Annotated in this window: 26 protein-coding genes; 16 read left to right on the forward strand and 10 right to left on the reverse strand. The window is 66.0% G+C overall.

What is annotated here, in order from left to right; genetic code table 11:
* Window positions 1-22: 22 nt before the first annotated feature.
* Entirely contained in the window at window positions 23-502 is a 480-nt protein-coding gene (purE, locus tag E4634_RS07515) for a 5-(carboxyamino)imidazole ribonucleotide mutase (RefSeq protein WP_135442402.1), read from the forward strand.
* Window positions 499-1,602 (forward strand): 5-(carboxyamino)imidazole ribonucleotide synthase, encoded by a 1,104-nt coding sequence (locus E4634_RS07520; protein ID WP_206046828.1) that lies wholly within the window; start codon window positions 499-501, stop codon window positions 1,600-1,602. The genes purE and E4634_RS07520 overlap by 4 nt, the downstream gene beginning before the upstream one ends.
* 181 nt (window positions 1,603-1,783) lie before the next feature.
* Here E4634_RS07520 and E4634_RS07525 read toward each other — a convergent pair whose 3' ends face one another.
* Both E4634_RS07525 and E4634_RS07530 read right to left on the reverse strand, forming a co-directional pair.
* The gene (locus E4634_RS07525) at window positions 1,784-3,670 is read right to left on the reverse strand and encodes an amidohydrolase (protein WP_135442404.1); all 1,887 of its coding nucleotides are present in this window, start codon (window positions 3,668-3,670) and stop codon (window positions 1,784-1,786) included.
* A gap of 446 nt (window positions 3,671-4,116) precedes the next feature.
* A complete protein-coding gene (locus tag E4634_RS07530) occupies window positions 4,117-5,748 on the reverse strand; it encodes a winged helix-turn-helix domain-containing tetratricopeptide repeat protein (RefSeq protein WP_206046829.1) in 1,632 nt (543 codons plus the stop codon).
* 111 nt (window positions 5,749-5,859) lie between these two features.
* On the opposite strand from E4634_RS07530, the gene E4634_RS07535 reads away from it, so the two are divergent.
* Entirely contained in the window at window positions 5,860-6,084 is a 225-nt protein-coding gene (locus E4634_RS07535) for a tautomerase family protein (protein WP_135442406.1), read from the forward strand.
* Window positions 6,085-6,167: 83 nt separating this feature from the next.
* Here E4634_RS07535 and guaA read toward each other — a convergent pair whose 3' ends face one another.
* Both guaA and guaB read right to left on the reverse strand, forming a co-directional pair.
* A complete protein-coding gene (gene guaA / locus E4634_RS07540) occupies window positions 6,168-7,745 on the reverse strand; it encodes a glutamine-hydrolyzing GMP synthase (RefSeq protein WP_135442408.1) in 1,578 nt (525 codons plus the stop codon).
* A gap of 105 nt (window positions 7,746-7,850) precedes the next feature.
* Window positions 7,851-9,320 carry an IMP dehydrogenase gene (gene guaB / locus E4634_RS07545; RefSeq protein WP_135442410.1) on the reverse strand — a complete coding sequence of 490 codons (1,470 nt, stop codon included), beginning with the start codon at window positions 9,318-9,320 and terminating at the stop codon, window positions 7,851-7,853.
* Window positions 9,321-9,401: 81 nt separating this feature from the next.
* Between guaB and xseA the strand changes: the two genes are divergently transcribed.
* On the forward strand, window positions 9,402-10,769 hold the full coding sequence (gene xseA, locus E4634_RS07550; RefSeq protein ID WP_135442411.1) for an exodeoxyribonuclease VII large subunit: 1,368 nt from the start codon (window positions 9,402-9,404) through the stop codon (window positions 10,767-10,769).
* A gap of 18 nt (window positions 10,770-10,787) precedes the next feature.
* On the opposite strand, the gene E4634_RS07555 is transcribed toward xseA, so the two are convergent.
* The gene (locus tag E4634_RS07555; protein ID WP_135442413.1) at window positions 10,788-11,435 is read right to left on the reverse strand and encodes a Crp/Fnr family transcriptional regulator; all 648 of its coding nucleotides are present in this window, start codon (window positions 11,433-11,435) and stop codon (window positions 10,788-10,790) included.
* A 195-nt stretch (window positions 11,436-11,630) separates the two neighbouring features.
* Here E4634_RS07555 and E4634_RS07560 point away from each other — a divergent pair, with 195 nt between their 5' ends.
* From E4634_RS07560 to E4634_RS07570, 3 genes are read left to right on the forward strand one after another with little or no spacing between them, the layout of a single operon-like run.
* Complete coding sequence (locus tag E4634_RS07560) at window positions 11,631-13,070, forward strand: adenylate/guanylate cyclase domain-containing protein (RefSeq protein WP_240725115.1); 1,440 nt, start codon at window positions 11,631-11,633, stop codon at window positions 13,068-13,070.
* Window positions 13,067-13,438: a response regulator gene (locus E4634_RS07565; protein WP_135442415.1), complete on the forward strand. Its 372-nt coding sequence runs from the start codon at window positions 13,067-13,069 to the stop codon at window positions 13,436-13,438. The genes E4634_RS07560 and E4634_RS07565 overlap by 4 nt, the downstream gene beginning before the upstream one ends.
* A 26-nt stretch (window positions 13,439-13,464) precedes the next feature.
* Entirely contained in the window at window positions 13,465-14,994 is a 1,530-nt protein-coding gene (locus E4634_RS07570) for a sensor histidine kinase (RefSeq protein ID WP_135442417.1), read from the forward strand.
* Here the strand turns inward: E4634_RS07570 and E4634_RS07575 are convergent.
* From E4634_RS07575 to E4634_RS07590, 4 genes are all read right to left on the reverse strand, one after another.
* Window positions 14,945-15,520, reverse strand: a complete 576-nt coding sequence (locus E4634_RS07575; RefSeq protein WP_135442419.1) for a hypothetical protein — start codon at window positions 15,518-15,520, stop codon at window positions 14,945-14,947. The genes E4634_RS07570 and E4634_RS07575 overlap by 50 nt on opposite strands.
* Window positions 15,521-15,648: 128 nt before the next feature.
* On the reverse strand, window positions 15,649-17,139 hold the full coding sequence (gene lysS / locus E4634_RS07580) for a lysine--tRNA ligase (protein ID WP_135442421.1): 1,491 nt from the start codon (window positions 17,137-17,139) through the stop codon (window positions 15,649-15,651).
* 42 nt (window positions 17,140-17,181) lie between these two features.
* Window positions 17,182-18,280, reverse strand: a protein-coding gene (prfB, locus tag E4634_RS07585) for a peptide chain release factor 2 (RefSeq protein ID WP_135442422.1) whose coding sequence is annotated in 2 segments (ribosomal slippage) — window positions 17,182-18,204 and window positions 18,206-18,280 — 1,098 coding nt in all. Because the reading frame shifts where the segments join, the coding sequence is not laid out codon by codon here.
* A 53-nt stretch (window positions 18,281-18,333) separates the two neighbouring features.
* A complete protein-coding gene (locus E4634_RS07590; protein ID WP_135442424.1) occupies window positions 18,334-19,143 on the reverse strand; it encodes a sulfurtransferase in 810 nt (269 codons plus the stop codon).
* A gap of 108 nt (window positions 19,144-19,251) precedes the next feature.
* On the opposite strand from E4634_RS07590, the gene E4634_RS07595 reads away from it, so the two are divergent.
* The 3 genes from E4634_RS07595 (at window position 19,252) to E4634_RS07605 (ending at window position 21,898) form a co-directional block, all read left to right on the forward strand.
* Window positions 19,252-19,755, forward strand: a complete 504-nt coding sequence (locus tag E4634_RS07595) for a DUF2244 domain-containing protein (RefSeq protein ID WP_135442426.1) — start codon at window positions 19,252-19,254, stop codon at window positions 19,753-19,755.
* 84 nt (window positions 19,756-19,839) lie between these two features.
* Window positions 19,840-21,183 (forward strand): 30S ribosomal protein S12 methylthiotransferase RimO, encoded by a 1,344-nt coding sequence (gene rimO / locus E4634_RS07600; protein WP_135442428.1) that lies wholly within the window; start codon window positions 19,840-19,842, stop codon window positions 21,181-21,183.
* A gap of 7 nt (window positions 21,184-21,190) precedes the next feature.
* Entirely contained in the window at window positions 21,191-21,898 is a 708-nt protein-coding gene (locus tag E4634_RS07605) for a 16S rRNA (uracil(1498)-N(3))-methyltransferase (protein ID WP_240725116.1), read from the forward strand.
* A gap of 107 nt (window positions 21,899-22,005) precedes the next feature.
* On the opposite strand, the gene msrA is transcribed toward E4634_RS07605, so the two are convergent.
* Window positions 22,006-22,656, reverse strand: coding sequence for a peptide-methionine (S)-S-oxide reductase MsrA (gene msrA, locus E4634_RS07610; protein WP_135442432.1), 651 nt, complete (start codon window positions 22,654-22,656; stop codon window positions 22,006-22,008).
* A gap of 219 nt (window positions 22,657-22,875) precedes the next feature.
* Between msrA and E4634_RS07615 the strand changes: the two genes are divergently transcribed.
* The 6 genes from E4634_RS07615 (at window position 22,876) to E4634_RS07640 (ending at window position 26,869) form a co-directional block, all read left to right on the forward strand.
* Window positions 22,876-23,070, forward strand: a complete 195-nt coding sequence (locus E4634_RS07615; protein WP_135442434.1) for a hypothetical protein — start codon at window positions 22,876-22,878, stop codon at window positions 23,068-23,070.
* A 24-nt stretch (window positions 23,071-23,094) separates the two neighbouring features.
* Window positions 23,095-23,781: a VWA domain-containing protein gene (locus tag E4634_RS07620; RefSeq protein WP_135442436.1), complete on the forward strand. Its 687-nt coding sequence runs from the start codon at window positions 23,095-23,097 to the stop codon at window positions 23,779-23,781.
* A gap of 7 nt (window positions 23,782-23,788) precedes the next feature.
* Window positions 23,789-24,508 carry a J domain-containing protein gene (locus E4634_RS07625; RefSeq protein WP_135442438.1) on the forward strand — a complete coding sequence of 240 codons (720 nt, stop codon included), beginning with the start codon at window positions 23,789-23,791 and terminating at the stop codon, window positions 24,506-24,508.
* Between the two features lie 99 nt (window positions 24,509-24,607).
* Window positions 24,608-24,916 (forward strand): hypothetical protein, encoded by a 309-nt coding sequence (locus tag E4634_RS07630; RefSeq protein WP_135442440.1) that lies wholly within the window; start codon window positions 24,608-24,610, stop codon window positions 24,914-24,916.
* 5 nt (window positions 24,917-24,921) lie between these two features.
* The gene (htpX, locus tag E4634_RS07635; protein ID WP_135442442.1) at window positions 24,922-25,803 is read left to right on the forward strand and encodes a protease HtpX; all 882 of its coding nucleotides are present in this window, start codon (window positions 24,922-24,924) and stop codon (window positions 25,801-25,803) included.
* On the forward strand, window positions 25,796-26,869 hold the full coding sequence (locus tag E4634_RS07640) for a S1C family serine protease (protein WP_135442444.1): 1,074 nt from the start codon (window positions 25,796-25,798) through the stop codon (window positions 26,867-26,869). Before htpX ends, E4634_RS07640 begins: the two co-directional genes overlap by 8 nt.
* Window positions 26,870-26,882 lie beyond the last annotated feature (13 nt).

Consider the following 26,882-nt stretch of genomic DNA (forward strand, 5'->3'; position numbering starts at 1 on the left):
CGTATTTTTGGAGACACGCACCATGCAACAGAAAAAAATTGCGATCATCATGGGGTCGCAATCGGACTGGCCGGTCATGCGCCATGCGACGACAGTGCTGGATGAATTCGGTATCGGCTACGACACGGCAGTGGTTTCAGCGCACCGGACCCCGGATCGGTTGTATGAATTTGCCGGCAAGGCTGCCGACCACTACGCCGCCATCATCGCAGGCGCCGGCGGTGCCGCGCACCTGCCGGGCATGACCGCCGCGATGACCTGTGTGCCGGTCATCGCCGTCCCGGTACCGAGCAAGGCGCTCAATGGTATCGACAGCCTGTTGTCCATCGTACAGATGCCGCGGGGCGTTGCCGTGTGCACCCAGGCTATCGGCGAGCCGGGCGCCTACAATGCCGGACTGGTGGCGGTACAGATACTGGCGACCAGCGACCCGCAACTGCAGTCCCGGCTCAACGCCTGGCGGGCGCAGCAGACCAGCAGTGTGCCGGACGAGGTGGAATGATGCATATCGCGATCGTCGGCTGTGGCCAGCTCTCGCGCATGCTGGCCCTGGCGGGGCTGCCCCTGGGCTTCACCTTCAGTTTCATCGCGGCGCCGCGGGAGGATACGCGCTGTGTGACAGGCCTTGGCACCACCGCCACGTGGCAGCCGGGTCAACCGGTCGGACACCTGTACCAGGCACTGGGCCAACCGGACTGTGTCACGGTAGAAAAGGAACAGGTCGACGCCGGGCTACTGACACAGTTGCAACACTACTGCCCGGTGTTGCCGAATCCCGAGGCTGTTGCCACCTGCGGCCATCGCTGGCGGGAGCGGCAGCTGCTGGTGCGCCTGGGCATTCCCTGCGCCGCGCACCGCTACGACACGCCCGCCAGCCAGTGCGTCGCCAGCCTGTCACTGCCGCTGGTGGCGAAGTCCTGCCGCGATGGCTACGACGGCAAGAACCAGTGGCGTCTCGACACGCCGGAGGACGTGGCGTCCTTCGACCGGCAGCAGCTGTATCGTGACTGCATCATCGAGCAGCGGATTCCCTTCGAGCGGGAACTGTCACAGGTCTCGGTGCGCAGCCGGACCGGGCGCATCTGCCACTACCCGCTGACCGACAACCACCACGAGAATGGCATTCTGGTGCAGTCGGTAGCCCCCGCTGTGGATGTCCCTGCAACCATCGCCTCGCAGGCACAGGACATGATCAGCCGGATCATGGAAGCGCTGGACTACGTGGGAGTGATGGCGATGGAATGCTTCCTGGTGTCGGGCGAACTACTCGTCAACGAGTTGGCGCCCCGCGTACACAACAGCGGTCACTGGACGCAATCGGGCAGTGCCACCAGCCAGTTCGAGAACCATGTACGCGCCATTGCCGGCCTGGAACTCGGCGGCACCGATATGCACGGCGTTTGCGGCATGCTCAACCTGATCGGCACACAGCGACCGCCGGTGGACCTGCTGTCGGCCAGCACCACCCTGCACTGGTACGGCAAGACCGTGCGACCGGCGCGCAAGCTGGGGCATGTGAATTTCCGGGCGCGCAGCCACCCGGAGCTGGTGCAGGAGATAGGCCGGTTTCAGCAGTCCTGCACGCGGGTGCAACCGGCGTGAGGCTGACATCACCGACCAGGACAGGCAGAAGCTTTGACTGCGGGCGAGAATAAACCCTGCGTTCACGGCCGGTGGGAGCGTCCGTGTCGTACGCGCTTCTCCCGGCCTTCTCTTGTTACAGCTATGGCAACATCCGCGCTGGAGGCAGCAAGTGTCCCCCACGGGGAGGGAATAGCCTGCGTCAATTACCGCAAAATTTGTCGAAGGCCTCTATCGTATTCTCAAATTGCTCTTTTTTGGCCAGTTCCCAGGGCCTTTCGCATTTATTGGTTTTTGCACACCAGAGATACCCCGCGCTGGCGATACAACCGTGAGCGTCCCGGTCGCCGCCCAGCAACTGCTTCTGGTTGACCGCCATCTCACCCCGGTGCACAACGCCATACACGGGAATGTCCTTGATCGTCATCGGCTCAACCTTGAAAGGGTCATGTTCGAGGATCGTGAAATTCGCGACCTTCCCCGCCTTGATGGAGCCGATCTCACGCTCCTGGTTGAGCGTGCGCGCGGCGTTGATCGTGATTCCTTGCATCGCCGAAAACACGTCCAGGCGCTGGTCCTGGGAGAACCTGCTGCCTTCACTGGTCACGCGGTTTACCGCGGTCCAGGCCAGGGTCAGCGGTTCTGCCGGTGCCATGGCGAAGTCGGAGTGAAAGGAGACCGGAACACCCCGTGATGTCAGGGCCTTGATGGGCACCAGGTTTTCCGCCCGTTCCCGGCCCAGCCCGACCGCCGCATACTTGTCCGCCAGCGCCCAGAGATAGTAAGGATTGACGGAGGCCTCGATACCCAGGTCGCTCGCCTGCTGCGCGATAGCGTCATCGAAATAGCCCATGTGATGCAGGGTGAAGCGGTGGTCGTCGCGGGGATTCCGCTTCTGGTCTTCACGGTTGAAGTCGATGACCTGCTGGATACCCTTGTCACCATTGGCGTGGACGTGGATTTTGTAGCCCCTGTCCCAGTAAAAACTCTGTTGCTGCTGGAGAAGATCGAGCGGCGTCATCCACTCCCCTGCGAACTCGTCACTCGTATACGACGCCTTCATTTCCATGGCCAGCGAGTAGATCGCGCCATCCGCAAACAGCTTTACCTGCCCGGGCAGGAAGAAAATATTCTGGGTATCGTACTTCTGCGGCAGCTCGCGCATCATCTGCTCGGCTTTTTCGTTGCTGTTGCCCGACATGCCATACAGTTGCGTGCCGTTGGGAATCAGGTAGGTGTCATAGGGCGGGTTCTTGTCCATTTCAGTTTTCAACAAGCCGTACTCCATCGCGAAATCCGCACTTGGAAAACCCGGCTCGCAGATCGTCGTGATGCCGTTGCGCAGCATCAACCGGGTCATCATGGAGAGCCCCTGTTTGTAGGTCTCGGGGTTGAGCAGGAACGGCCCGATCTTGGGCACCAGTGCCAGCCAGCCACCCTCGAAAAAGTGGCCGCGCTCCCAATCGACCTGCGGATTGTCTGCATAATCTGCCTGGTCGAGTTTGAACAGGTCGATAGCGGCATCGTTGAGGTAAATCTCGTGGAAAGACCGGTGAATGACGCCGACGGGCTTGTCCGGGGCCAACTGGTTGAGCATCTCCCTGCCCAGCGGCCCATGCCACAACGGGTGATAGCCCCAGACAAAATGCATTTCCCCCGCCCTGGCACGCTCGTCGATGGATGCCTTCAGGCGTGTCTTAAACGCTTCGGGGTCTTTGGCCGCCCGGGCGATGCCATCTGGCTTGTTCCAGTCGTGGGGGGCGATGGTGTCGTTGGGCAACATGACCGCCGCGATGGAGGGGTGCAGGTGCGGCTCGATAAACCCGGGCATCAGGGTCTTGCCCTCAAGGTCGACCGCTTTGGCCTCGCCGTCGAATTTCGCCAGGGCGCCGGCTTTCTCGCCGACATAGACGATACGGCCCGCCTTCTCTACGACCGCCTCGGCGTACTCGGCGCTATCGCCCTCCATGGTGATGATATTGCCGCCATGGTAGATCGTGTGGCTGGGCAGGTTGGCCTGTTCACCCGACACGCTGGCGCACATCGCTAAACCGAGGATTCCGGTTGTCAGGATCGCTGTTCTTTTCATGGTGTCGCAGCCCTCCGATGTCACAGGTATGCAGCATCCGGCTTGTTCGCATACCCTGTGGACCCAGTCGTCGATTTTGCGCACTGTCAGCACAGCTATCGTCCAGTACCGCCAGCGAGTCTTGCGGAAACGCTACCCGAGTACTGCGGGGCGCGTTCGCTCGCGGAAAACCCTTGGCACGCCTTTCAGGGAGGCCAGCGCGCCAGGGACAGGATTCGTGAACAACAGTGCGACGTGATTTCTGTCGTTGCTACGAAGTGCTTTCAGTCTTGCACAGAAACCCCACTTTTCAAGTGGACACACGCCTACGGAAGACGAGCGACAGGGAAGCACACCACGGGTCTGTATCGCCGAGGCCGGGGCCGCGGAAGGACTGGCGGAAATTCTGCGCAGGGCCGCGCCCCAGGGAGGCCGCAATTTCCGCAGCAGATGGTCGCTGGTGAAACCTACGCGGGCAGCCTGAACCCCAGTTCCGCCAGGGCGGCGTCCATACGCCTGCGCTGTACCGGATCGCGGATCGGGAACGAACGGAAGAAGTCGTCGGACGTGACCTGCGGCATCCGCCGCCGGACATCCTCGACCCAGGCCCGCGCCCTGCCGTCCTGCCCGGCGAGATGGCAGGCCACCGCCGCAATCATGGCGATCAATACATGGGCGCCGGGGGCGCGGGCGCCGCGGTCCGCCCAGTCCGCGGCTTCCTGGTCCTGCCCGAGGGTGATGTGGGTCAGGCCGCGCGCCGACAGCATGGCGTAGTAGAGCGGGTCGAGCGGACTCAGTCGCATCGAGAGGTCCAGGTTTGCGATGGCGTCGGGGGCTGCGCCGGCCATGGACTCGGTCCAGGCTTTGGCATAGAGGCCCTGGGCGTAGTTCGGGCACAGCGAGGTGGCGCGCTCCAGCCAGGCGTGGGCCCGCTCCAGGTCGGACTCCAGCCAGTAGGTGCGACCCATGGTGAAGTTGACGAAGGGATCCAGCGGATCGAGATCCACACCCCGTTGCGCGCAGTCCCTCGCCCGCGCGACCTCGGCGCCGAGATCGCTGGTCTGGCCCATGAAGGCATTCTGGAAATGTACGAAGGAGAGGCCGGCGTGGGCGCGGGCAAAGCCCGGGTCCTGCGCGACCGCCCGGCCGAAATAATCGGCCGCGGCCGCGTTGTCGCTGCGATTGAAGCGGTAGATGTGCTGCAGTCCGAGGTGGTAGGCGGACCAGGCATCGAGGTTCTCCGACACCTTGAGCCGCGCCATCGATGCCTCGTGCAGTGGAATCTGAATCTCCAGGTGGCCGAGAATGCTCGCGCAGATCTGTTCGCGCATCGCGTGGACGTCGTGCACGGCGCCGCTGTAGCGCTCGGCCCAGACCACGTCGCCGGCGGCAGTATGTGCCAGTTCCGCGGTCACCGCCAGCCGCCCCCGCGAGACCTCCACCGACCCGGACAGGCAGTACTGAACCCCCAGCAATCGGCCCACCTCGCCCAGGTCGATATCGTCACCCCGCAGGCGGAACGACGACCCCCTGGCCACGACGAACAGCCAGCGCAGGCGCGAGAGTTCCGTGATCAGCTCATGGGGAAGCCCGTCGGCAATACTCTGCCAGTCACCCGTATCGCCGAGCTGGCGGAACGGCAGCACCGCGATCGACGGCCGGCTGCCCGACGCTGGGGGAGGGGTTTCGGGTGCCGCTTCCGCCGGTCCCGCGCTGACCGGGGCGTCCGCAATCCGGGCTTGCAGCACTCGCGCGCTGGCGACGAAGCGCAGCCCCTTGCCGTGTACCGTCTTGATAAAGCGCTGGGCCTTGCCGTCGTCGCCGAGCACCCTGCGCGCCGACTTGATACGACTGGTGAGCGCGGAGTCGCTGACCACGCGCCCGTCCCAGACCCGGTCGAGAATCTCGTCCCGGGAAACCAGCCGGTCCCGGTGCTCCACCAGCAGCGCGATCAGCGCGAAGACCTGGGGCTCGATCGCGCAGAGCTGCCCTGCCCGCCGCAATTCAGCCCTGGCGAGGTCCAGCTCGAACTCGTCGAATGCATAGATCATCCGCGCAGGATAGACCAGGCGTGAAGAAGCAGTCTGCAAAATATCCACGAAACCTCCACGACTCCTCCATGTTCCGGGACCGGCAATTCGCAACAATACTTCCATCGGCGCTCATGAGGGCGCCGCAAACCCAACCAACAATGCTAAAGGAGTATCACCATGCCTCTCGTCACTATCGATGTCATCAAGAACGTGTTCACCCCCGAACAGAAGGGAGCCCTGATCGAGAAGGTCACCGAAGCCATGGTCGCCGTGGAAGGCGAGAACATGCGCCCGGTCACCTGGGTCCGCATCCAGGAATTCGAGGGCGGCGACTGGGCGATCGGTGGCAACCGCCTGGCGGCGGCCGACGTGCACAAGCTGCAGCGCGGGGAAGCTGCCTGAGCGCTAGCGGAGAAATGTAGCGGGGGTCCCGGACCGGCAGGGTCCGGCCGGGGCGTCCCCGCTCGCATGTACGGACGCGCGAATTACTCCCACTCGATGGTGGCAGGCGGCTTGGAACTCACGTCGTAGGTCACCCGGGACACGCCCGAGATCTCGTTGATGATGCGGTTGGAGACTTTCTCCAGCATCTCGTAGGGCAGGTGCGCCCAGCGCGCTGTCATGAAGTCGATGGTCTCCACGGCGCGCAGGGCAATCACGTATTCATAGCGACGGCCGTCACCGACCACGCCGACGGACTTGACCGGCAGGAACACGGCGAAGGCCTGGCTGGTCTTGTCGTACCAGCCGGCGGCGCGCAGCTCGCTGATGAAGATATCGTCCGCCAGGCGCAGCAGGTCGGCGTACTCCTTTTTCACCTCGCCGAGGATACGCACGCCGAGGCCGGGGCCGGGGAAGGGGTGGCGGAAGACCATGTCCCATGGCAGGCCCAGTTCCAGGCCGATCTGCCGTACCTCGTCCTTGAACAGCTCGCGCAGGGGCTCGATCAGCTCGAAGCTCATGTCCTCGGGCAGGCCGCCCACGTTGTGGTGGGACTTGATCACGTGGGCCTTGCCGGTCTTGGCGCCGGCGGATTCGATCACATCGGGGTAGATAGTGCCCTGGGCCAGCCACTTCACATCGCTGAGTTTCGCCGCCTCCGTGTCGAACACGTCGATGAAGGTGTTGCCGATGATCTTGCGCTTGTCCTCCGGGTCGTTGACGCCCGCGAGCTTGCCCAGGAACAGCTCCTCGGCGTCGGCGCGGATGACCTTCACGCCCATGTTGCGCGCGAACATCTCCATCACCTGGTCGCCCTCGTTGAGGCGCAGCAGGCCGTTGTCGACGAACACACAGGTGAGTTGCTCGCCGATGGCCTTGTGCAGCAGCGCCGCCACCACCGAGGAATCGACACCGCCGGAAAGGCCGAGCAGGACCTTGTCGCCGCCGACGGTCTCGCGCACCCGGGCGATGGCGTCCTCGACGATGTTGGCGGGCGTCCACAGGGCCTGGCAGCCGCACAGTTCCAGCACGAAGTGCTCGAAGATGCGCTTGCCCTGCAGGGTGTGGGTGACCTCCGGGTGGAACTGGATGCCGAAGAAGGGCTTGTCGCGGTGCGCCATGCCGGCGATCGGGCAGCTGCCGGTCTCGGCGATCAGTTCGAAGCTCTCGGGCAACTCGACCACCTTGTCGCCGTGGCTCATCCACACGTCGAGCAGGCCGCTGCCGTCGGCATCGTAGTGGTCGCGAATATCGTGCAGCAGCCCGCGGTTGCCCACCTGACGGATCTGCGCGTAGCCGAACTCGCTGATGTCGGAACCTTCGACCTTACCGCCGAACTGTTCGGCCATGGTCTGCATGCCATAGCAGATGCCCAGCACCGGCACGCCCAGTTCGAACACCACCTGCGGCGCCCGCGGCGAACCCGGCGCCGGCACAGATTCCGGACCGCCGGAGAGGATCACGCCGCGCGGGTCGAACTCGCGGATTTCCGCCTCGCTCATGTCGAAGGCGCGGATCTCGCTGTACACCCCCACTTCGCGCACACGCCGCGCGATCAACTGCGTGTACTGCGAGCCGAAGTCGAGAATGAGAATTTTCTGGGCGTGAATATCAGCGCTCATCGGCGTTCCTGTCTGCAAACCAATAAGGGGTCAGAGCCCTTTTGCGTTGAAAATGATTTGCGGGGCAGAGATCTTTTCCGACGCAAAAGGGCTCTGACCCCGCTTTTAGCTTACCGGGTAGTTGGGGGCTTCCTTGGTGATCGCGACGTCGTGGACGTGGCTCTCGGACATGCCCGCCGCCGTCACCCGGACAAACTCGGGCCGCGTGCGCATGGTCTCGATATCGGCGCTGCCGGTGTAACCCATTGCCGCACGCACACCGCCCATCAACTGGTGGACGATGGCCGAAAGCGGCCCCTTGTAGGGGACACGGCCCTCGATACCCTCGGGCACCAGTTTCTCGGTGCCGCGGCTGGCATCCTGGAAGTAACGATCGGACGAGCCCTGGTTCTTGGACATGGCGCCGAGGCTGCCCATGCCGCGATAGGCCTTGTAGGTACGGCCCTGGTAGAGCTCCACCTCGCCCGGCGCCTCCTCGGTACCGGCGAACATGCTGCCCATCATCACCGCGTGGGCGCCGGCCACCAGGGCCTTGGCGATGTCGCCGGAGAAGCGGATGCCGCCGTCGGCGATCAGCGGTACGTCAGTGCCCGCCAGCGCCTCGGCGACGTTGGCCACCGCGGAAATCTGCGGCACGCCGATACCGGTGACGATGCGCGTGGTACAGATGGAGCCCGGTCCGATGCCGACCTTTACCGCATCTGCGCCCGCCTCAACCAGTGCGCGGGCCGCGTCCGCGGTGGCGATATTACCGCCGATCACCTGGATCGACGGATACTGTTCCTTGATCTTGCGCACCCGGGCGATCACATTGCGCGAGTGGCCGTGGGCGGTATCCACCACCAGCACGTCGACCCCCGCCTCGACCAGCGCTGCGACGCGCTCGTCGGTATCCGGGCTGGTGCCCACCGAGGCGCCCACCCGCAGCTGGCCCTGGGAATCCTTGCAGGCGTTGGGGAAGCTCTCCGCCTTGTCCCAGTCCTTGACCGTGATCATGCCCTTGAGGTCGAAGTCGTCGTTGACCACGAGGATCTTCTCGATGCGGTGCTGGTGCAGCAGGCGCTGAACTTCCTCGGCGCTGGCGCCCTCTTTCACCGTGACCAGCTGGTCGCGCGGGGTCATGATGTCCGACACCAGCTTGCTGTGATCCGTCTCGAAACGCAGGTCGCGGCGGGTCACGATACCCACCAGGTCCTTGCCGCTGAGCACCGGCACACCGGAAATCCCGTGCGAGGCGGTCAGTTCGATCAGCTGGGCGATAGTGGCGCTTTGCTGAATGGTGATCGGGTTCTTCACCACCCCGCTTTCATATTTCTTGACCTTGCGCACCTGCTCGGCCTGCTCGGCGATGGCCATACTCTTGTGGATGATGCCGATGCCCCCCTCCTGGGCCATGGCAATGGCCAGGCGGGCTTCGGTCACCGTGTCCATGGCGGCGGAGACCAGCGGGATGTTGAGATCGATGGCGCGGGTCAGCCGTGTGCGCAGTGATACGTCGGTGGCCACGACCTCTGAATACCCCGGCAACAACAGAACGTCGTCGAACGTCAGGGCTTCCTGGGCTATACGCAGCATTGAATCCTCTCCGGCTGGCGGCTTCAGGTTAAACGTGCAATTATAATTCTTTGGCCCAATCCCCGTAAACAGAAGTTAGCCTTGAGCAACCCCTTCCAGGACAGCCCGCCGCCGGCGACCCTCAGCGTCAGCGAGCTCAACCGGCAGGCCAGGGTGCTGCTGGAGAGCCATTTCGACTACATCTGGGTGGAGGGCGAAGTGAGCAACTTCGCCGCCCCCGGCTCCGGCCACTGGTACTTCTCGCTGAAAGATGGCAACGCCCAGGTGCGCTGCGCCATGTTCCGCAATCGCAACCAGCGCATACGCTTCACCCCCGGCAACGGCGACCACCTGCGCCTGCGCGCCCGGGTCTCCCTGTACGAGGGGCGCGGCGAGTTCCAGTTGATCGTCGAACACGCCGAACAGGCCGGCGCCGGCGCCCTGCAGGCGGCCTTCGAGAAACTCAAGGCGCGTTTGCTGGCGGAGGGCCTGTTCGACCCGCAACGCAAGCGCCCGCTGCCCGCCGAAATCCGCCGCCTCGGCGTCATCACCTCGCCCACCGGCGCGGCCATCCACGACATCCTCACCGTGCTGCGCCGGCGCGACCCCGGTATCGAGGTCTTCGTTCTGCCGGTAGCCGTGCAGGGCGAAGGCGCTGCAGCCCAGATCGCCGCCAGCATCGAGCGCGCCAACCGCTGGCACGCAACCGGCAAATGCACGCTGGACGCGCTGCTGGTCGGCCGCGGCGGCGGCTCGCTGGAGGACCTGTGGGCGTTCAACGAGGAAGTGCTGGCGCGCGCCATTGCCGCCAGCGAGCTGCCGGTGGTCAGCGCTGTGGGCCATGAGGTGGATTTCACCATCGCCGACATGGTGGCGGACCAGCGCGCGCCGACCCCTTCCGCCGCCGCCGAACTGCTGAGCGAGGACCGTCGCGAGCGCCTGGCAGCGCTGGCGCGACTGGAGAGCGAACTGCAGCTGCGCATGCGGCGCAAGCTCGCCGCGGCGCAGACCCGCCTCGGCCACCTGCAGGCGCGGCTCAAACATCCCGGCGCCCTGCTGCGCGAACAGGCCCAGCGCCTCGACGACCTTGAACAGCGCCTGCTGCGCGCCCAGGCCAACCAGCTGGCGCGCCACCGCGCGCGATTGGCGCTGCGGGATTCACGCCTGAAAGCGGCCTCGCCCGCCGCCCGCACCCGCCAGTTGCAGCGCGACCTGGCCGCCGCACGCCAGCGACTGGAATCCGCCATGCACGCCCGCCTGCGCGCGGCGGGGCAGCAATTGGCACATTTCGGTGGGCTACTGGATTCCCTGAGCCCGCTGAACACCCTGGCGCGCGGCTACTCGATCCTGCGCAATGGCGACGGCAAGGTCATCAGCGACGCCGCGCAGGCACAGCCTGGCGAAGCACTCGAGGCACGCCTGGCGCGCGGGCGCTTGCAGTTGACGGTAACAGGGCGCAGCGAGGAATAAACCCGCGCCGCAGGAGGGTCAGTACTTGGCCGGCAGCCGAGTATTGATGATGATGTGGCGGCCCTCGAAGCGGATGTACTCGCCGATGGTGAGGTCCTTGAGGATACGCGCCACCATCTCGCGGGAGGCGCCGACGCGATCCGCGATATCCTGCTGGGTGAGTTTCTCGGGGATGAACAGTGTGCCGTCGCCGCGCTCTTCGGACAGGTCCATGAGCACGTTGGCCACCCGGCCGTAGACGTCCTGCAGGGCCAGGCTCTTCACGTCCGCGGTCAGTTTACGCACACGCAGTGCAAGGTTGCGCACCAGCTGGCGCGCGATATTCGGGTGTTCGTCGAGGACGCGGTTGAAATCTTCCTTGTAGATGATGCAGAAGGAAGATTTTTCCACCGTGCGCACCGAGGCGGAGCGGGTGGAATCGTCGAGCAACGCCAGTTCGCCGAAGTAATCGCCGGCGCCCTGGGTGTTCATGATGAACTCTTTACCGTTCTTGTCGGAACAGTAGACCTTGACCTTGCCGCTTTCGATGATGAACAGGGAATCGGCGGGGTCATTCTCGTGTATTACAACAGTATTTTTAGGGAACGAGCGGCTGGTACTGCTGGCCGCCAGCGCCTCCAGTTCCTCGTTACCGAGTCCCTGGAAGAGTTCTACTTGCTGCAACATCAACGCACCTGATCCTTTATTAGCCTGACCCCGGGAGCTGTGGCGACAATAGTAACTCAAGTTCCCGGGGGAAAGTACCTCAACTCGGGAAAAATAGCGAGCGGCGGCAGCGCGCGCGGCTGCCCGCTGCATACCACTTGGCCGCGCGCCCCGCTATACTCGCCGGCAGAACCCTACGAAGGATACAACGGTCTCGTGACATCCAGCCTCAGCCAGAGCGCCACGCCGTGGAGCGACCTGCTGCTGCGCAGCATGGCGGAGTTGCGCGAGGTCTACCAGCGCCACGAGGGTGAACTCGAGGCCATGGCGACCGAGGACTTCGCCCAGTTGTTCGCCAGTTCACAACGCCTGGACGCCCTGCTACTCGCCGAACCGCTGGACCGTCACGAACTGCGCAATGTCCTTTCCGCGGTGCGCGGCTATGGCGAAATGCTGCGCGAGGACCTCGCCGCCCAGCAGCCGGAACTCGACGCCGCCCTCGCCCGCCTGCTCAAGGCCGCGGACGCCGCCAACGACGAGGACGGCGAAACCAGCGGCGGCTTCCAGCGCGTGATCGCCAGCGAACCCGGCTTTATCCTCGCCGTCGACGACCTCAAGGAAAACCGCGAACTGGTGGCGCGCTACCTGTCGCGCTCCGGCCACATGGTGGTCACCGCCTCCAGTGGCGCAGAAGCGCTGCACACGCTGGAGCAGGCGGATGTCGACGTGGTGCTGCTCGACCTGATGATGCCGGAGATGGACGGCCACGAGGTGCTGCGCCGCATCAAGGAACACCCGGAGTGGCGCGCCACGCCGGTGATCGTGATCTCCGGGCGCCAGGACATGGACGGCATCATTGAGTGCATCGAGGCCGGCGCCGACGACTACCTGTTCAAGCCCTTCAACCCGGTGCTGCTGCAGGCGCGCATCAAGGCCGGCATCGAGCGCAAGCGCTGGCACGACCGCGAGGAACTGTACCGGCAGCAGCTGGAGCGCAACGAGAAATTCATCCGCGCGACGTTCGGCCGCTATCTCTCGGACGAAATCGTCACCGATATCCTGGAGCGGCCCGAGGGCCTGGAACTGGGCGGCGACCTGCGCCGCGTCACCATCATGATGGCGGATATCCGCGGCTTCACCACGATCAGCGAAAACCTCGCGCCGGCCCAGGTAGTGACCATGATCAACCGCTACCTCGGCGCCATGACCGATATCATCATGGCCCAGCAGGGCACCATCGACGAGTTTATCGGGGATGCCATCCTCGCCGTGTTCGGTGCGCCGCAGCGGCGCGAGGATGACGCCGACCGCGCCGCGCGCTGCGCCCTGCAGATGCAGGCGGCGATGGACGAGGTCAACCGCCTGAACCAGGCCGACGGCCTGCCGGAAATCAAGACTGGCATCGCCCTCAACACCGGCGACGTCATCGCCGGCAATATCGGCTCGGAGCGGCGCAGCAAGTACGGCTTCGTCGGCCACCCGATGAATGTCACCTCGCGCATCGAGGACGCCACCGCCGGCGGCGACATCCTGATCGCCGACAGCACCCTGCAGGCGCTGCGCGGCAACTACCAGACCGAGGCCGGGGAGCCGCTGAAAGTGAAGGGTATTCACGAATTGTTGCGGGTGCATCGCCTGCTCGGGGAAACGACATGAGCGGCGCCATCCTGCTGGTCGAAGACAACGAGCTCAACCGCGACATGCTCATCCGCCGCCTCACCCGCGCCGGGCTGGAAGTGGTCACCGCCGGCGACGGCCAGGAGGCGCTGGACGTCATGCGAGCGGCCCAGCCCGCGGTGGTACTGATGGACATGAACCTGCCGGTACTCGACGGCTGGAGCGCCTGCCGCGCGGCAAAAGCGGACGAGAGCATCGCCCACATCCCGATCATCGCCCTCACCGCCCACGCCTCGGAGGGCGACCGGCGCGTGGCCATGGACGCGGGCTGCTGCGACTACGCGACCAAGCCCATCGACTTCCCCGGCCTGCTGCGCAAGATCGAAAACCTGCGCGGGACTCCCTGACGCCGCCGCGCCGACCCGGTCACGCCATGAGCCTGCGCAGACGACTGACACTGTCCCTGGTCACCATCCTGGTGCTGTTCGCGATCAACGTGGGCACCCACTTCTGGGGCAGCGTGGCGCGAAACGAAAGCATGGAGGCCTACCGCAACTCGGTGGACGCGGCGCGCCTGTCCACCGAGGTGGAGCAACTGCTCAACGACCAGCGCCAGACCATCCTGGTACTCTCCACCATTCGCGAAAACACCGGCGACATGCTCGGCCAGGACGAATACCTGCAGGCCCAAGGCCAGATCGGCGACATCCGCGACCGCATCCGCCAGCTCGGGCGGCTGAGCCGCGACGTCACCCGCCTGCACTACGAGCGCCTGCTGGAGAGCAGCGATACGCTGCTGCGGCAGTGGAGCGCCTTCTACGACAACTACAACGACGCCGACTACCGCGGCGACGCCGACGACACCCTGCCCTACCTGGAGACCAGCCAGCGCCTGAAGGAACTGGAGCAGCACCAGTCGTTCATCGCGGTGCAGCGGGCGAACATCATCGACCGCACCATCGCGCTCACCGACCGCATCACGGTCATCGGTTTCATCGCCTCCATCGTGCTCACCGCCACGCTCGGCTTTATCCTCGTGCGCTACACCAACCGCTCGCTGAAAAAACTCAAGCGCGGCACCGAACGACTCGGCGGCGGCGACCTCAGCTACCGTATCGAGAACATCGACGACAGCGGGGAACTGGGCGACCTGGCCAAGGCGTTCAACGCGATGTCCGAGAAACTGCGCAACGCCATGTACGATGTCAGCCAGGCGCGCGACGCGGCGGACGAGGCCAACGCCGCGAAGAGCATCTTCCTGGCCAATGTCTCCCACGAGTTGCGCACGCCGCTCAACGCGATCATCGGCTATTCGGAGATGCTGCACGACGAGCTCTCGGACCCGCACGAGGTGGACCGCGAACAGTTCCAGCAGGACCTGGAGAAGATCATCCGCTCCGGGCGCCAGCTGCTGGCGCTGATCAACGACATCCTCGACCTGTCGAAGATCGAGACCGGCAAGATGTCCCTGCACTGCGAGGACTTCCAGCCGGGGGAGCTGCTGGCCGAGGCCTGCGACGCGATCACGCCGCAGCTGCGCGAACGCGGCAACCAGCTGGAAACCGCCGATTTCAGCGACCTGCCGACGCTGTTCAACGACGCCACGAAATTCCGCCAGGTATTCACCAACCTGCTGAGCAACGCCTGCAAGTTCACCGAGAACGGCACCATCAGCGTCGCCGCCCGCGAGCCGGCGGGTCGTCCCGGCTGGGTGGAAGTCAGCGTCACCGATACCGGCATCGGCATGACCGCGGAGCAACAGAGCCGGGTCTTCGACGCCTTCGTGCAGGCGGACACCTCGACCAGCGCGAACTACGGCGGCACCGGCCTGGGGCTGGCGATCTGCAGGGATTTCTGTGAATTGATGGGCGGCAACATCCGCGTGGAGAGCGCGCCCGGCGCGGGCACCACCTTTACGGTGCGCCTCCCTTCTGACCCAGAGTCAACTCGCGCAGCCGCTTGATCGCCTCCTCGCGCTTGGCGAGTTCATCCTTCAGCGTACTGTTTTCCGCCTGGGCGGCGGCGATGCGCCGCTCCAGCGAGCGCGCGTTGTCCAGGGACTGGCGCAGGAGCAGGCAGTGCGTGTGCACGTCCATGGATTGCCAGGGCTGCTTGTTGAGTGCCGCGAAACGGCGGGCCGCGGCGGCGGGGTCGTAGCTGGGGCTGGCCTGCAGGGAGCTGACGTAGGCGATGCCGATGCCCGCCTCCCAGGCCGCCTCCGGTGAATCCTCCAGGCGCTGGTAGCGCTCGAAGTACTGCACGGCCTCGGTGAAATCCCCGGCGATCAGTGAGTTGAAGCCTTTTTCCAGGAAGGTGTAGTCATGGGCCTCCGGGGCATCGCAGGCACACTGCGGCGCCGCCGGCAGGTTGAGGCTGATTTCCGGGGCCTGCTCCTCGACGGGGGTATCGGACTGCGGCGCCTGGGCACAGGCCTGCAACAACAGCAGGGACGCGGCCAACAGGCTCGACAGGACTATTCTCGGCGGCAAGCGGACTTCCTCGCTGCGTGAACTGCCCGCAGTGTAGCGCAATGTCCTCTTGCGCGGCAGTCCATTGCGCCGCGCTTTACACAGGTTTACCGCGAGACCCGGCCGCGAAGCGCCGGCATCAGGCGCCATTACTCCGGGCGCATGTGCGGGAACAGCAGCACATCGCGAATCGACGGCGAGTCGGTGAGCAGCATGACCAGGCGGTCGATGCCGATACCCTCGCCCGCGGTCGGCGGCATGGCGTACTCCAGCGCGCGCACGTAGTCGGCGTCGTAGTGCATGGCCTCCTCGTCGCCGGCCTCTTTCTCCGCCACCTGGGCGCGGAAACGCTCGGCCTGGTCCTCGGCGTCGTTGAGCTCGGAGAAGCCATTGGCCAGCTCGCGCCCGCCGACGAAGAACTCGAAGCGATCGGTGACGAAGGGGTCCGCATCGCTGCGCCGGGCCAGCGGCGACACTTCCGTGGGGTAGGCGGTGATAAAGGTCGGCTGGTCGAGGCGATGCTCGACGGTCTTCTCGAAGATCTCGATCTGCACCTTGCCCAGGCCCCAGCTGTCCTTGAGCTCGATGCCCAGGCCGCGGGCAATCTCTCGCGCCGCCTGTTCGTCGCCCAGCTGCTGCGCGGAAATCTCCGGGTTGTACTGCAGGATCGCGTCGAACACGGAAAGCCGTGTGAACGGCTGCGCGAAATCGTAGGTGCTGCCCTGGTACTCCACGGTGGTACTGCCGAGCACGTTGGCGGTGAGCTCGCGTAGCATATCCTCGGTGAGGTCCATGGCATCGCGGTAGTCGGCGTAGGCCCAGTAAAACTCGAGCATGGTGAACTCGGGGTTGTGCCGGGTGGACAAGCCCTCGTTGCGGAAATTGCGATTGATCTCGTAGACCTGCTCGAAGCCGCCCACCACCAGGCGCTTCAGGTACAGCTCCGGCGCGATGCGCAGGTACATGTCGAGGTCCAGCGCGTTGTGGTGGGTGACGAAGGGCTTGGCCGCGGCGCCGCCGGGGATCACCTGCATCATGGGGGTCTCCACCTCCATGAAGCCGCGCCCGTTCATGTAGTCGCGAATAAACCCGACGATGCGCGAACGCAGGCGGAACACCTCGCGCGAACGTTCGTTGACGATAAGGTCGACGTAGCGCTGGCGGTAGCGCATCTCCTGGTCGGCCAGGCCGTGGTACTTGTCGGGCAGCGGGCGGAGGGCCTTGGTCAGCAGGCGCGCCTCTTCCATATTGATGTACAGGTCGCCCTTGCCGGACTTGTGCAGGGGGCCGCTGGCGGCGACGATGTCGCCCAGGTCCCAGGTCTTGATCTCGGCCAGGGTGTCGGCGTCCAGCGCCTTGCGGTTGATGTACAGCTGGATCTGGCCGGAGCCGTCCTGGATTAGCAGGAAGGCGCCGCGGTCGCGCACCAGGCGCCCGGCAACCGCGTAGTGGCGGTCCGCCGCCTCCAGTTCTTCCTTCGCCGCTTCGCCGAACTCGGCCTGCAGGTCACCGGCCTGCGCGCTGCGCCGGAAGTCGTTGGGGAAGGCATTGCGCTGCTCGCGGATGGCCGCCAGCTTGGCGCGCCGCTCGGCGATCAGCTTGTTTTCGTCGAGGGGTTCCACCCCGTCCTGTTCACTCATGGGATCTCCTGGTTACTGATCCGCGCAGGGCGCGGGGCGCGCCTACAGTCCGCTCTTCAGCGAGGCCTCGATGAACGCGTCCAGGTCGCCGTCCAGCACCGCCTGGCAGTTGCTGGTCTGCACGCTGGTGCGCAGGTCCTTGATGCGCGAGTCGTCGAGCACGTAGGAGCGGATCTGGCTGCCCCAGCCGATGTCCGCCTTGCTGTCTTCCATCGCCTGCTTGGCGGCGTTGCGCTCGAGCATGGCCTGCTCGTAGAGGCGGGCGCGCAGCATCTTCCACGCCTTGTCGCGGTTCTGGTGCTGCGAGCGCTCGCTCTGGCAGGCCACCACGATGCCGCTGGTAATGTGGGTCAGGCGCACCGCCGAGTCGGTCTTGTTGACGTGCTGGCCGCCGGCACCGGAGGCGCGGTAGGTGTCCTCGCGCACCTGGGATTTATCCACCTCGATCTCGATGTTGTCGTCGATCTCAGGCGAGACGAATACCGAGCTGAACGAGGTGTGACGGCGATTGCCGGAATCGAAGGGCGATTTGCGCACCAGGCGGTGCACGCCGGTCTCGGTGCGCAACCAGCCGAAGGCGTACTCGCCGGCGAAGTGGATGGTCGCGCTCTTGATGCCGGCGACCTCCCCCGCGGAGACTTCCTCCAGGGTGGTCTTGAAGCCGTGCGACTCGCCCCAGCGCAGGTACATGCGCAGCAGCATCTCCGCCCAGTCCTGGGCCTCGGTGCCGCCGGAGCCGGCCTGGATGTCGAGGAAGGCATTGTTGGGGTCATTCTCGCCGCTGAACATGCGGCGGAACTCGAGCTGCTGGAGGTTCTTCTCCATGGCATCGATGTCGGCGGCGACGTCCGCCACGGTGCCCTCGTCGTCCTCCGCCGCGGCCATCTCGAGCAGGTCCGCGGCATCCGAGGCGCCGGTCTCGAGTTGCTCGATGGTGTCGACGATGGCCTCCAGCGAGGCGCGCTCACGGCCCAGTTCCTGGGCGCGCTCGGGGTCGTCCCAGACGCTGGGCTCGGCCAGTTCCAGTTCTACTTCGGCGAGGCGGTCCTTGCGTACAGCGAAGTCAAAGATACCCCCTAAGCACGTCGGTGCGTGCCTCGATGTCCTTCAGGGCCTGTAACAGGGGGTTGATCTCCAACATGATCCGGCTCGTCGCTGTCGCTAGTGTTTAAAGAGGGCGCGCATTTTACCCGTTCACAGGTGGCTGCACCAGTCACTCCAACTGCCGGCGTAGAGCACCGCATCCTCGCGCCCCAGCGCGGCGAGGGAGAACAGGTTGACGCAGGCGGTGACCCCGGAGCCGCAGTACACCACCAGTTCCGGCGCCGCCAGGCGCTCGCCCCAGTGCGCGCGCAGGGCCGCTTCGTCGCGCAGGAAACCGTCCACGTCGGTCACCCCCTGCCAGGGGTGGTTGAGCGCGCCGGGGATGTGCCCGGCTACCGGGTCGATGGGTTCCACCTCGCCGCGATAGCGCGCCGCTTCGCGCGAATCCACCAGTTCGGCGCCGCGCGCCTGCAGCTCGCGCAGGCCATCGATATCACAGGCGCGGCCGAAGGTGTCGGGAACAGCAGGCGGGGCCGCGGCGGCGGCAGGGTCGGGTTCTCCGGTCTCCACCGCGCCGCCGGCGGCCAGCCAGGCGCGGTAGCCGCCGTCCAGCAGCAGGGGTGGCCGGTAGCCCAGTTCGCGCATAATCCACCACAGCCGGGCGGCATAGGCGAAGCGCGAATCGTCGTAGGCCACCACGGCACTGTGCGGGCCGATGCCGTGGGCGGCCAGGGTGCGGGCGAAGACCTCCGGCGCGGGCAGCGGGTGGCGTCCACCGTGACGACCCGGCGGCGCGCTGAGGTCGCGATTGAGGTCCAGGTAGCGCGCTCCGGGAATGTGCCCGGCGAGATACGCGCGGCGGCCCGCGTCCGGGTCGGCAAGGTCGAAACGGCAGTCGACCAGGATCGGGTCAGCGGGTGTATCGGCGGCGCTGGCAAGCGCCTCGGCGTCGATCAGCATGGGGGCGCCCCCGGGCGGTTCAGGCAGGCCGCTCATAGTAGTCGAGGCAGGCGAAATTCACTAGACTGACAGGGTTCCGACCGCCAGGGTCAACACGAGGGTTTCGCCTTGGTCACCAGTTCCCGCAGCAAGGGCGGCTTGATGATCGTCGCCCGGCCCAACCAGTCCCAGAGCTGGCGCAGCAACATCTACATCCTGCTCGCCCTGTGCGTGCCCTGCCTGGGCGCCGCCATCGGCTTCAGCCTGCTCGGGGCGTGGCCCATCCTGCCCTTCGCCGGGCTGGAGATGCTCGCGCTGGGTTCGGCGCTCTACTACTGCCACTGGAAACTGCAGTACCGCCAGGTCATCACCCTGAGCGACGACAGCGTGCGCATCGACAAGGGCCACTACTACCCGCGCCAGAGCTGGCAGTTCAAGCGCCAGCGCGCCGGCCTCACCATCGTGCCGCGCAACCACCCCTGGGAGAGCCCGGACCTCGCCCTGCACGACCGCAGCGAGACCGTGCGCATTGGCGAGTTCCTCAACCGCGAGGACGCCCTGGAACTGCTCGCCCTGCTGCGCCGCGAACTGCGTGTGGACAGCCACGGCGTCGCCGGCGGACGCCAGTTCTAGCCCGACCGGGCCGCGCCGCGGCCTTGCCAGCGGCCGGCGGCGCTGCGGTACAATGCCTGCCCGATCCGAGGTGCAGATTCCCCGATGGTAGACCCCGACAAACCGGTTGCGGCCGGCAAACAGAAAGTAGGCTTCGTCAGCCTGGGCTGCCCCAAGGCCCTGGTCGACTCCGAGCGCATCCTCACCCAGTTGCGCATGGACGGTTACGACATCGTCTCCAGCTACGAGGACGCCGAGGTGGTGGTGGTCAACACCTGCGGCTTCATCGACAGCGCCAAGCAGGAGTCGCTGGACGCCATCGGCGAGGCCCTGAGCGAGAACGGCCGGGTCATCGTCACCGGCTGCATGGGCAAGGGCGATGACGCCGCGGCCATTCGCGAACTGCACCCCAAGGTGTTGTCGGTGACCGGCCCGGCGGCCTACGAGGAAGTGGTCGGCGCGGTACACCAGTTCGTGCCGCCCAGCGCCAGCCACGACCCTCTCATCGACCTGGTACCGCCGCAGGGGATCAAGCTGACCCCGCGCCACTACGCCTACCTGAAGATTTCCGAGGGCTGCAACCACCGCTGCAGCTTCTGCATCATCCCGGACATGCGCGGCGACCTCGTGAGCCGACCGATCGGCGATGTCATGGACGAGGCCGAGCGCCTGGTGCGCGCCGGGGTGCGCGAGCTGCTGGTCATCTCCCAGGACACCAGCGCCTACGGCGTCGACCTCAAGTACCGCACCGGTTTCTGGCAGGGCCGCCCGCTGCGCACGCGCATGTACGAGCTGTGCGAGGCGCTGGGCGAGTTCGGCATCTGGGTGCGCCTGCACTACGTCTACCCCTACCCGCACGTCGACGAGATCATCCCGCTGATGGCGCAGGGCAAGATCCTGCCCTACCTCGACGTGCCGCTGCAGCACGGCAGCCCGGAGGTGCTCAAGCGCATGAAGCGCCCGGCGGCGGCGGAGAAATCCCTGGAGCGCATCCACGCCTGGCGCGAGGTGTGCCCGGATATCACCCTGCGCAGCACGTTTATCGTCGGCTTCCCCGGCGAGACCGACCGCGACTTCGAGGTGCTGTTGGACTTCCTGCGCGAGGCGCGCCTGGACCGCGTCGGCTGCTTCCAGTACTCGCCGGTCAAGGGCGCCGCCGCCAACGCGCTGCCGGACCAGGTGCCGGACGCACTCAAGCAGGAGCGCTGGGAGCGCTTCATGACCCTGCAGCAGACGATCAGCGCGGAGAAACTGCGCGCGAAGATCGGCCAGACCGTGGAAGTGCTCATCGACGAGGTCGACGACAACGGCGCCATCGGCCGCTCCACCGCGGATGCGCCGGAAATCGACGGACGCGTTTTCCTGGAAGGCGCCGGCGGCCTGCAGCCCGGCGATTTTGTCGAGGGTATGGTCACCGGCGCCGACGACTACGACCTCTGGGTCGGCTGAGCCAGCGGTGAACCTGCTGCTGTTCGGGCCCGAGGCGCGCGACGCCGACGGCCGGGTACGGGTGAGCGGCCAGCAGTTGCGCCACCTGCGGCAGGTACTCGGCAAGGGCGTCGGCGACACCGTCCGTGCCGGCGAGATCGGCGGGCTGATGGGCTGCGCCGGCATCGTCGCCATCGACAAGCACTCGGCACTGCTCGAGCCGCAACTGGACACTCCGCCGCCGCCCAAGCTGCCGCTGGTGCTGGTCCTGGCCCTGCCGCGGCCGAAAATGCTGCGCCGCACCCTGCGCGCACTGGCCGAGTTCGGGGTCGGCGAAGTGCACCTGGTGAACAGCTGGAAGGTCGAGAAGAGCTACTGGCAGACCCCGGTGCTGGCCCCGGCCACCCTGCGCGAGTACTGCCTGCAGGGCCTGGAGCAGGCCTGTGACACGGTACTGCCGGCTATCCACCTGTGCCCGCGCTTCAAACCCTTCGCCGAGGACACCCTGCCCGGATTGCTGGCCGGGCGCCGCGGACTGGTCGCCCACCCGGGCGATTACCCGCCCTGCCCGCGCGCCCCCGGCGGCGAGTTGTTGCTGGCCGTGGGGCCGGAGGGCGGGTTCACCCCCTACGAGGTCGACATGCTGAGCGCGCCCGGCTGCGAGGCAGTGAGCCTGGGGCCGCGTATCCTGCGCGTGGAGAACGCGGTAAGCGCACTGCTCGCAAGACTGTTCTAGGCGTCTTTTCGCGCAACTCCTACGATATTTGCCAGCGCAGCCCCAAGTGCTGGCCGGTACCCGACCGACCGCGCCCGCTCCCTGGAACGACCCTGTGGAAGCAGCGCCTAGAAAATCCCCGCGGGGCAACTCACGCCGGTGCCCCCCAGGCCGCAGTAGCCACCGGGATTCTTCGCCAGGTACTGCTGGTGATACTCCTCCGCGTAGTAGAACGGCGGGGCGGGCAGGATTTCCGTGGTGATCTCGCCGTAGCCGGCGCTCTCCAGCGCCGCCTGGAACGCATCGCGGGAGGCCTGCGCCTCGGCCAGCTGAGTATCGTCAAACGTGTAAATACCCGAGCGGTACTGGGTTCCCAGGTCGTTGCCCTGGCGCATGCCCTGGGTCGGGTCGTGCCCCTCCCAGAACGCCTGTAGCAGTTCGCCATAGCTGATCTGCGCCGGGTCGAAAATCACCTGCACCACCTCGTTGTGGCCGGTGCGGCCGGTACACACCTCCTGGTAGGTCGGGTTGGGCGTGAACCCGGCCGCGTAACCCGCGGCGGTGGTGAAGACACCATCCAGCTGCCAGAACTTGCGCTCCACGCCCCAGAAACAGCCCATGCCGAACAGCGCGCTGCGCAGGTGTTCGGGGAACGGGCCGCGCATCGGGTTGCCGTTGACGAAGTGCCGCGCCGGCACCGGGATAGCCTGGTCGCGGCCAGGCAGGGCCTCCTCGGCGGACGGCAGTGCATGTTTCTTGCGTATCTCAAACAACGACATGGTGATTTCTCCGGTTTACGCCCGCTGGGGACGTTGCAATACTGGCTCCTGAGGATAAAGTAGACACTGCTTGCCATCCGCGTTTCAAGTCGTCGCCGGTACCGCACCGGCCATTGCGACCCCTGCAGCGGACGGCAGCGTCACAAGGATGTCACGAATCACAATTAGGCTGGCTTGCGTCAACTCCCACAACGCAGCCGGGATAACAAGGACAACAGCATGACAGCACAGGCACGAGAATTTGACGCCAGCGAGCTGTGCAGCCGCAAGCTCTGGCAACTGGTCCAGGGCGATGACCGCGAGTCGGTCACTGCCAGCGAACTGCAACAGGCCGTCGAGGAACTGGCCACCCGCCGCCACTATCTGGCGGAACTGGCACAAATGGGTAAACTGGGGGCCTCCAGCACCCACTGATCGCCCGCCGCGGCGCGTTCACCCATGGCCAAACCTCCCGCGCAGCGCTCCTCCCGCACCGAGATAGACCAGTTCCTGCGCAAGCGCCGCGATATCGTCGAGTTCGTCGATCGCCAGCCGCGGCTGATGTTCTGCCTCGACGCCACCGCCAGCCGCCAGCCCACCTGGGACCGCGCCAGCCACCTGCAGCGGGAGATGTTCCTCGCTGTCAATCAGTCCGGCAGCCTCAGCGTCCAACTCTGCTACTACCGCGGCTTCGGCGAGTTCCAGGCCACCGGCTGGACCGGCGACTCGCAGAAACTGGCGGCGAACATGGGCCGGGTCAGCTGCGAGGGCGGCCACACCCAGATCGAGCGACTGCTGGAGCACGCCCTGCGCGAGCACGGCCGCAGCCGGGTCAGGGCGCTGGTGTTCATCGGCGACGCCATCGAGGAACACCCGGACCGCCTGTGCCGGCTGGCCGGCCAGTGCGGCCTGCGCGGCCTGCCCCTGTTCATCTTCCAGGAGGGCGAGCTGCGCGACGCCGAGCGCTGCTTCCGCCGCATGTGCCAGCTCTCCGGCGGCGCCTGGGCGCGCTTCGACCAGAACAGCCCCGGCACCCTGGCGGCGCTGCTCTCGGCGGTGGCCAGTTTCGCCGCCGGCGGCGTCGCGGCGCTGGAGAAACAGGGCAACGAGAGTGCTAAACTGCTGCTCGAACAATTGAAGCCCTGAGAGCTCCGTGCCCCGACTCATCCTGCTCGCGGCGATAGCCGCCGTCCTCTACCTGTTGATCCGCCGCGCACAAAACGCGCCGCCGCACAAGCGCCGCAGCGAGTACATCAAGCTGGCGCTGGGTATTCTGCTGGCGGTGGTGGTACTGCTCGCGCTGACCGGCAAGATGCACTGGCTCGGCGTCGCCATCACCGGCGCCCTGGTGGTGCTGCGCCAGCTGGGTCCGGTCCTGTTGCGATTCTTCCCCCTGCTCGCCAGCCGCTTCGGCCAGGCCGCACCCGCGGGAGGCCAGCAGTCCACCGTCGCCACCGAAATCCTGCGCATGCACCTGGACCACGACAGCGGCGAGTTGCACGGCGAAGTGCTGCGCGGCCGCTTCGAGGGCTGGCGGCTGGCGGACATGAGCCGCGAGCAACTCGAGGAACTCATGGCGTACTGCCGGCGCGAGGATGTCGACTCCGAGCAACTGCTGGCGAATTACCTGGAACAGCGCTTCCCCGGTGCCCAGGCGGGCGGCGGCGAACACCAGGCCCCCGGCGGCAGCGGCAACGGCAACGGCATGGACCGCGCCGAGGCCCTGGCGGTACTGGGGCTCGACGAGGAGGCCAGCGACGAGGACATCGTCACCGCCCACCGCCGCCTGATGCAGAAACTGCACCCGGACCGCGGCGGCAACGACTACCTGGCGGCAAAGATCAACCAGGCCAAGGATTTCCTGCTCGGCTGACGCGCAGCCCAGCGACAGCCAGGCGACGACTGGCTCTGGCCAGCGCAGCCCGCGATGCTTAAACTTGCCGGCATTTCCCAGCACAGGATTACCCTCACCATGAGCGATGAAGTATTCGTCATCCGCAACCAGCACGGACACTACTGGGGCAAGGCCAAGGCCTGGGTCAGCGGCGACGAGGCCAAGGCCGTGATGCGCGCGCGCCACGAGGACGAGGCGGTCAACACGCTGTTCGAGCTCTCGGCCAAGGATGTCGAGCTGCGCGGGCAGGTGATGGGCGTGGCGCTGAGCGAAAAAGGCGAACCGGTAGTGGAGCCCAGCCAGGTGCCGCTGCCCGGCCTGGCGCCGGAACCCGGCGCGGACGGCGCGGTCGAAGCAGCGGCTGAAAATACACAGGGAGTGAACTGACTGACATGCGCATACTGCTCTTTCTCGCCACCAACTTCGCGGTACTGATTCTTGTCGGTATCGTCTTCAATTTGCTCGGCCTGCAGGGCGTCATGGCGGCCAACGGTGTGGACCTCAACCTCACCGCGCTGCTCATCTACTGCGCCGTGTTCGGCTTCGGCGGTTCGTTCATCTCACTGTTCCTGTCCAAGTGGATGGCCAAGCGCGGCAGCGGCACCGAAGTCATCGAACAGCCACGCAACGCCCGCGAGCAGTGGCTGCTGGATACCGTGGCCGAACTGGCCAAAGAGGCCGGCATCAAGATGCCGGAGGTGGGGATATTCCCCTCCCAGGCCTCCAACGCCTTCGCCACCGGCTGGAACCGCAACGATGCGCTGGTCGCGGTGAGCGCCGGCCTGCTCGAGCGCTTCCCGCCGGAGGAAGTGCGCGCGGTACTGGCCCATGAAATCGGCCACGTCGCCAACGGCGACATGGTCACCCTGTCGCTGCTGCAGGGCGTGCTCAACACCTTCGTGCTGTTCCTCGCGCGCATCATCGGCCACACCGTGGACCGCGTGGTGTTCAAGAACGAGCGCGGCTTCGGCATCGGCTATTTCGTAGTCTATTTCGTCGCCCAGATCGTGCTGAGCTTCCTCGCCAGCCTGATCGTGTTCTGGTTCTCGCGCTACCGCGAGTTCCGCGCCGACGCCGCCGGCGCGCGGCTGAGCCGCCGCGAGCACATGATCGCGGCGCTGGAGCGGCTGCGCCAGGAGCAGGGCCTGCCCCAGGACCTGCCCGGAGAGCTCACCGCCTTCGGCATCAGCGAGCAGTTCAAGCAGGGCGTCAGCCAGTTGCTGATGACCCACCCGCCGCTGGAGACCCGCATCCAGGCGCTGCGCAATGCGTAAGGCCCGCCCGGCCGCCCTCCTCGCCTTGTTTCAGCTACTGCTGCTGGCGCTGCTGCTGGCAGCGCCGGCGCGGGCCGAGGTCGACTACCTGAGCTTTGCCACCGAGGACGAGGCCAACTCGACAGAGATCTTCAGCCGCGCCAGTCCCTCGGTGGTCTACGTGACCAACACTGCCCTGCGCCGCATTCCCTTCACCCTGAACATCCAGGAGATCCCGCGCGGCGCGGGCACCGGCTTCGTGTGGGACGCCAGCGGCCTGATCGTGACCAATTTCCACGTCATCGCCGGGGCCGACAAGCTGATCGTGACCCTCGGCAACCGCCAGGACTACGATGCACAGGTGGTCGGCGTGGCGCCGGAGAAGGACCTCGCGGTACTGCGCATCGAGAACCCGCCCGACGACCTCGCCAGCCTGCCGCTGGGCGATTCCTCCGAACTCTCGGTGGGGCGCAAGGTGCTGGCCATCGGCAACCCCTTCGGACTGGACACCACTCTCACCACCGGGGTGGTCAGCGCCCTGGGGCGCGAGATACAGGCCCCCGGCGGGCGCACCATTCGCGGCGTGATCCAGACCGACGCGGCGATCAACCCGGGCAATTCCGGCGGGCCGCTGCTCAATTCCCTGGGGCAGCTGGTGGGCGTGAACACCGCGATTTACAGCCCCTCCGGTGCCAGCGCCGGTATCGGTTTCGCCATCCCCGTGAACACGGTGCGCGACGTGGTGCCGCAGTTGATCGCCTACGGCCGGGTACTGCACCCGATCATCGGCGTGGAGCTGGCCAGCGACAACTGGATCCGGCGCAACCGCATCGACGGCGTGCCGGTAGTGCACGTCTACCCCGGCCTGCCCGCGGCCCGGGCCGGTATCCAGGGCGCGCAGCGCATCTCCGCCCGGCACATCGAACTCGGCGACGTCATCACCCATGTCGCGGACGAGCGCGTACGCAGCAACGACGACTACCTGAGCGCGCTGGAACAGTACAAACCGGGAGATCGGGTGCGCATCCGCACGCGCCGCGGCGAGCAGGAGATGCGCTTCGAAGTGGAGTTGACCGAGTCCCAGTAGCGCCGGAGCGGGC

Origin of the sequence: Mangrovimicrobium sediminis (assembly GCF_004745945.1) — a bacterium.
Classification (GTDB): domain Bacteria; phylum Pseudomonadota; class Gammaproteobacteria; order Pseudomonadales; family Halieaceae; genus Mangrovimicrobium; species Mangrovimicrobium sediminis.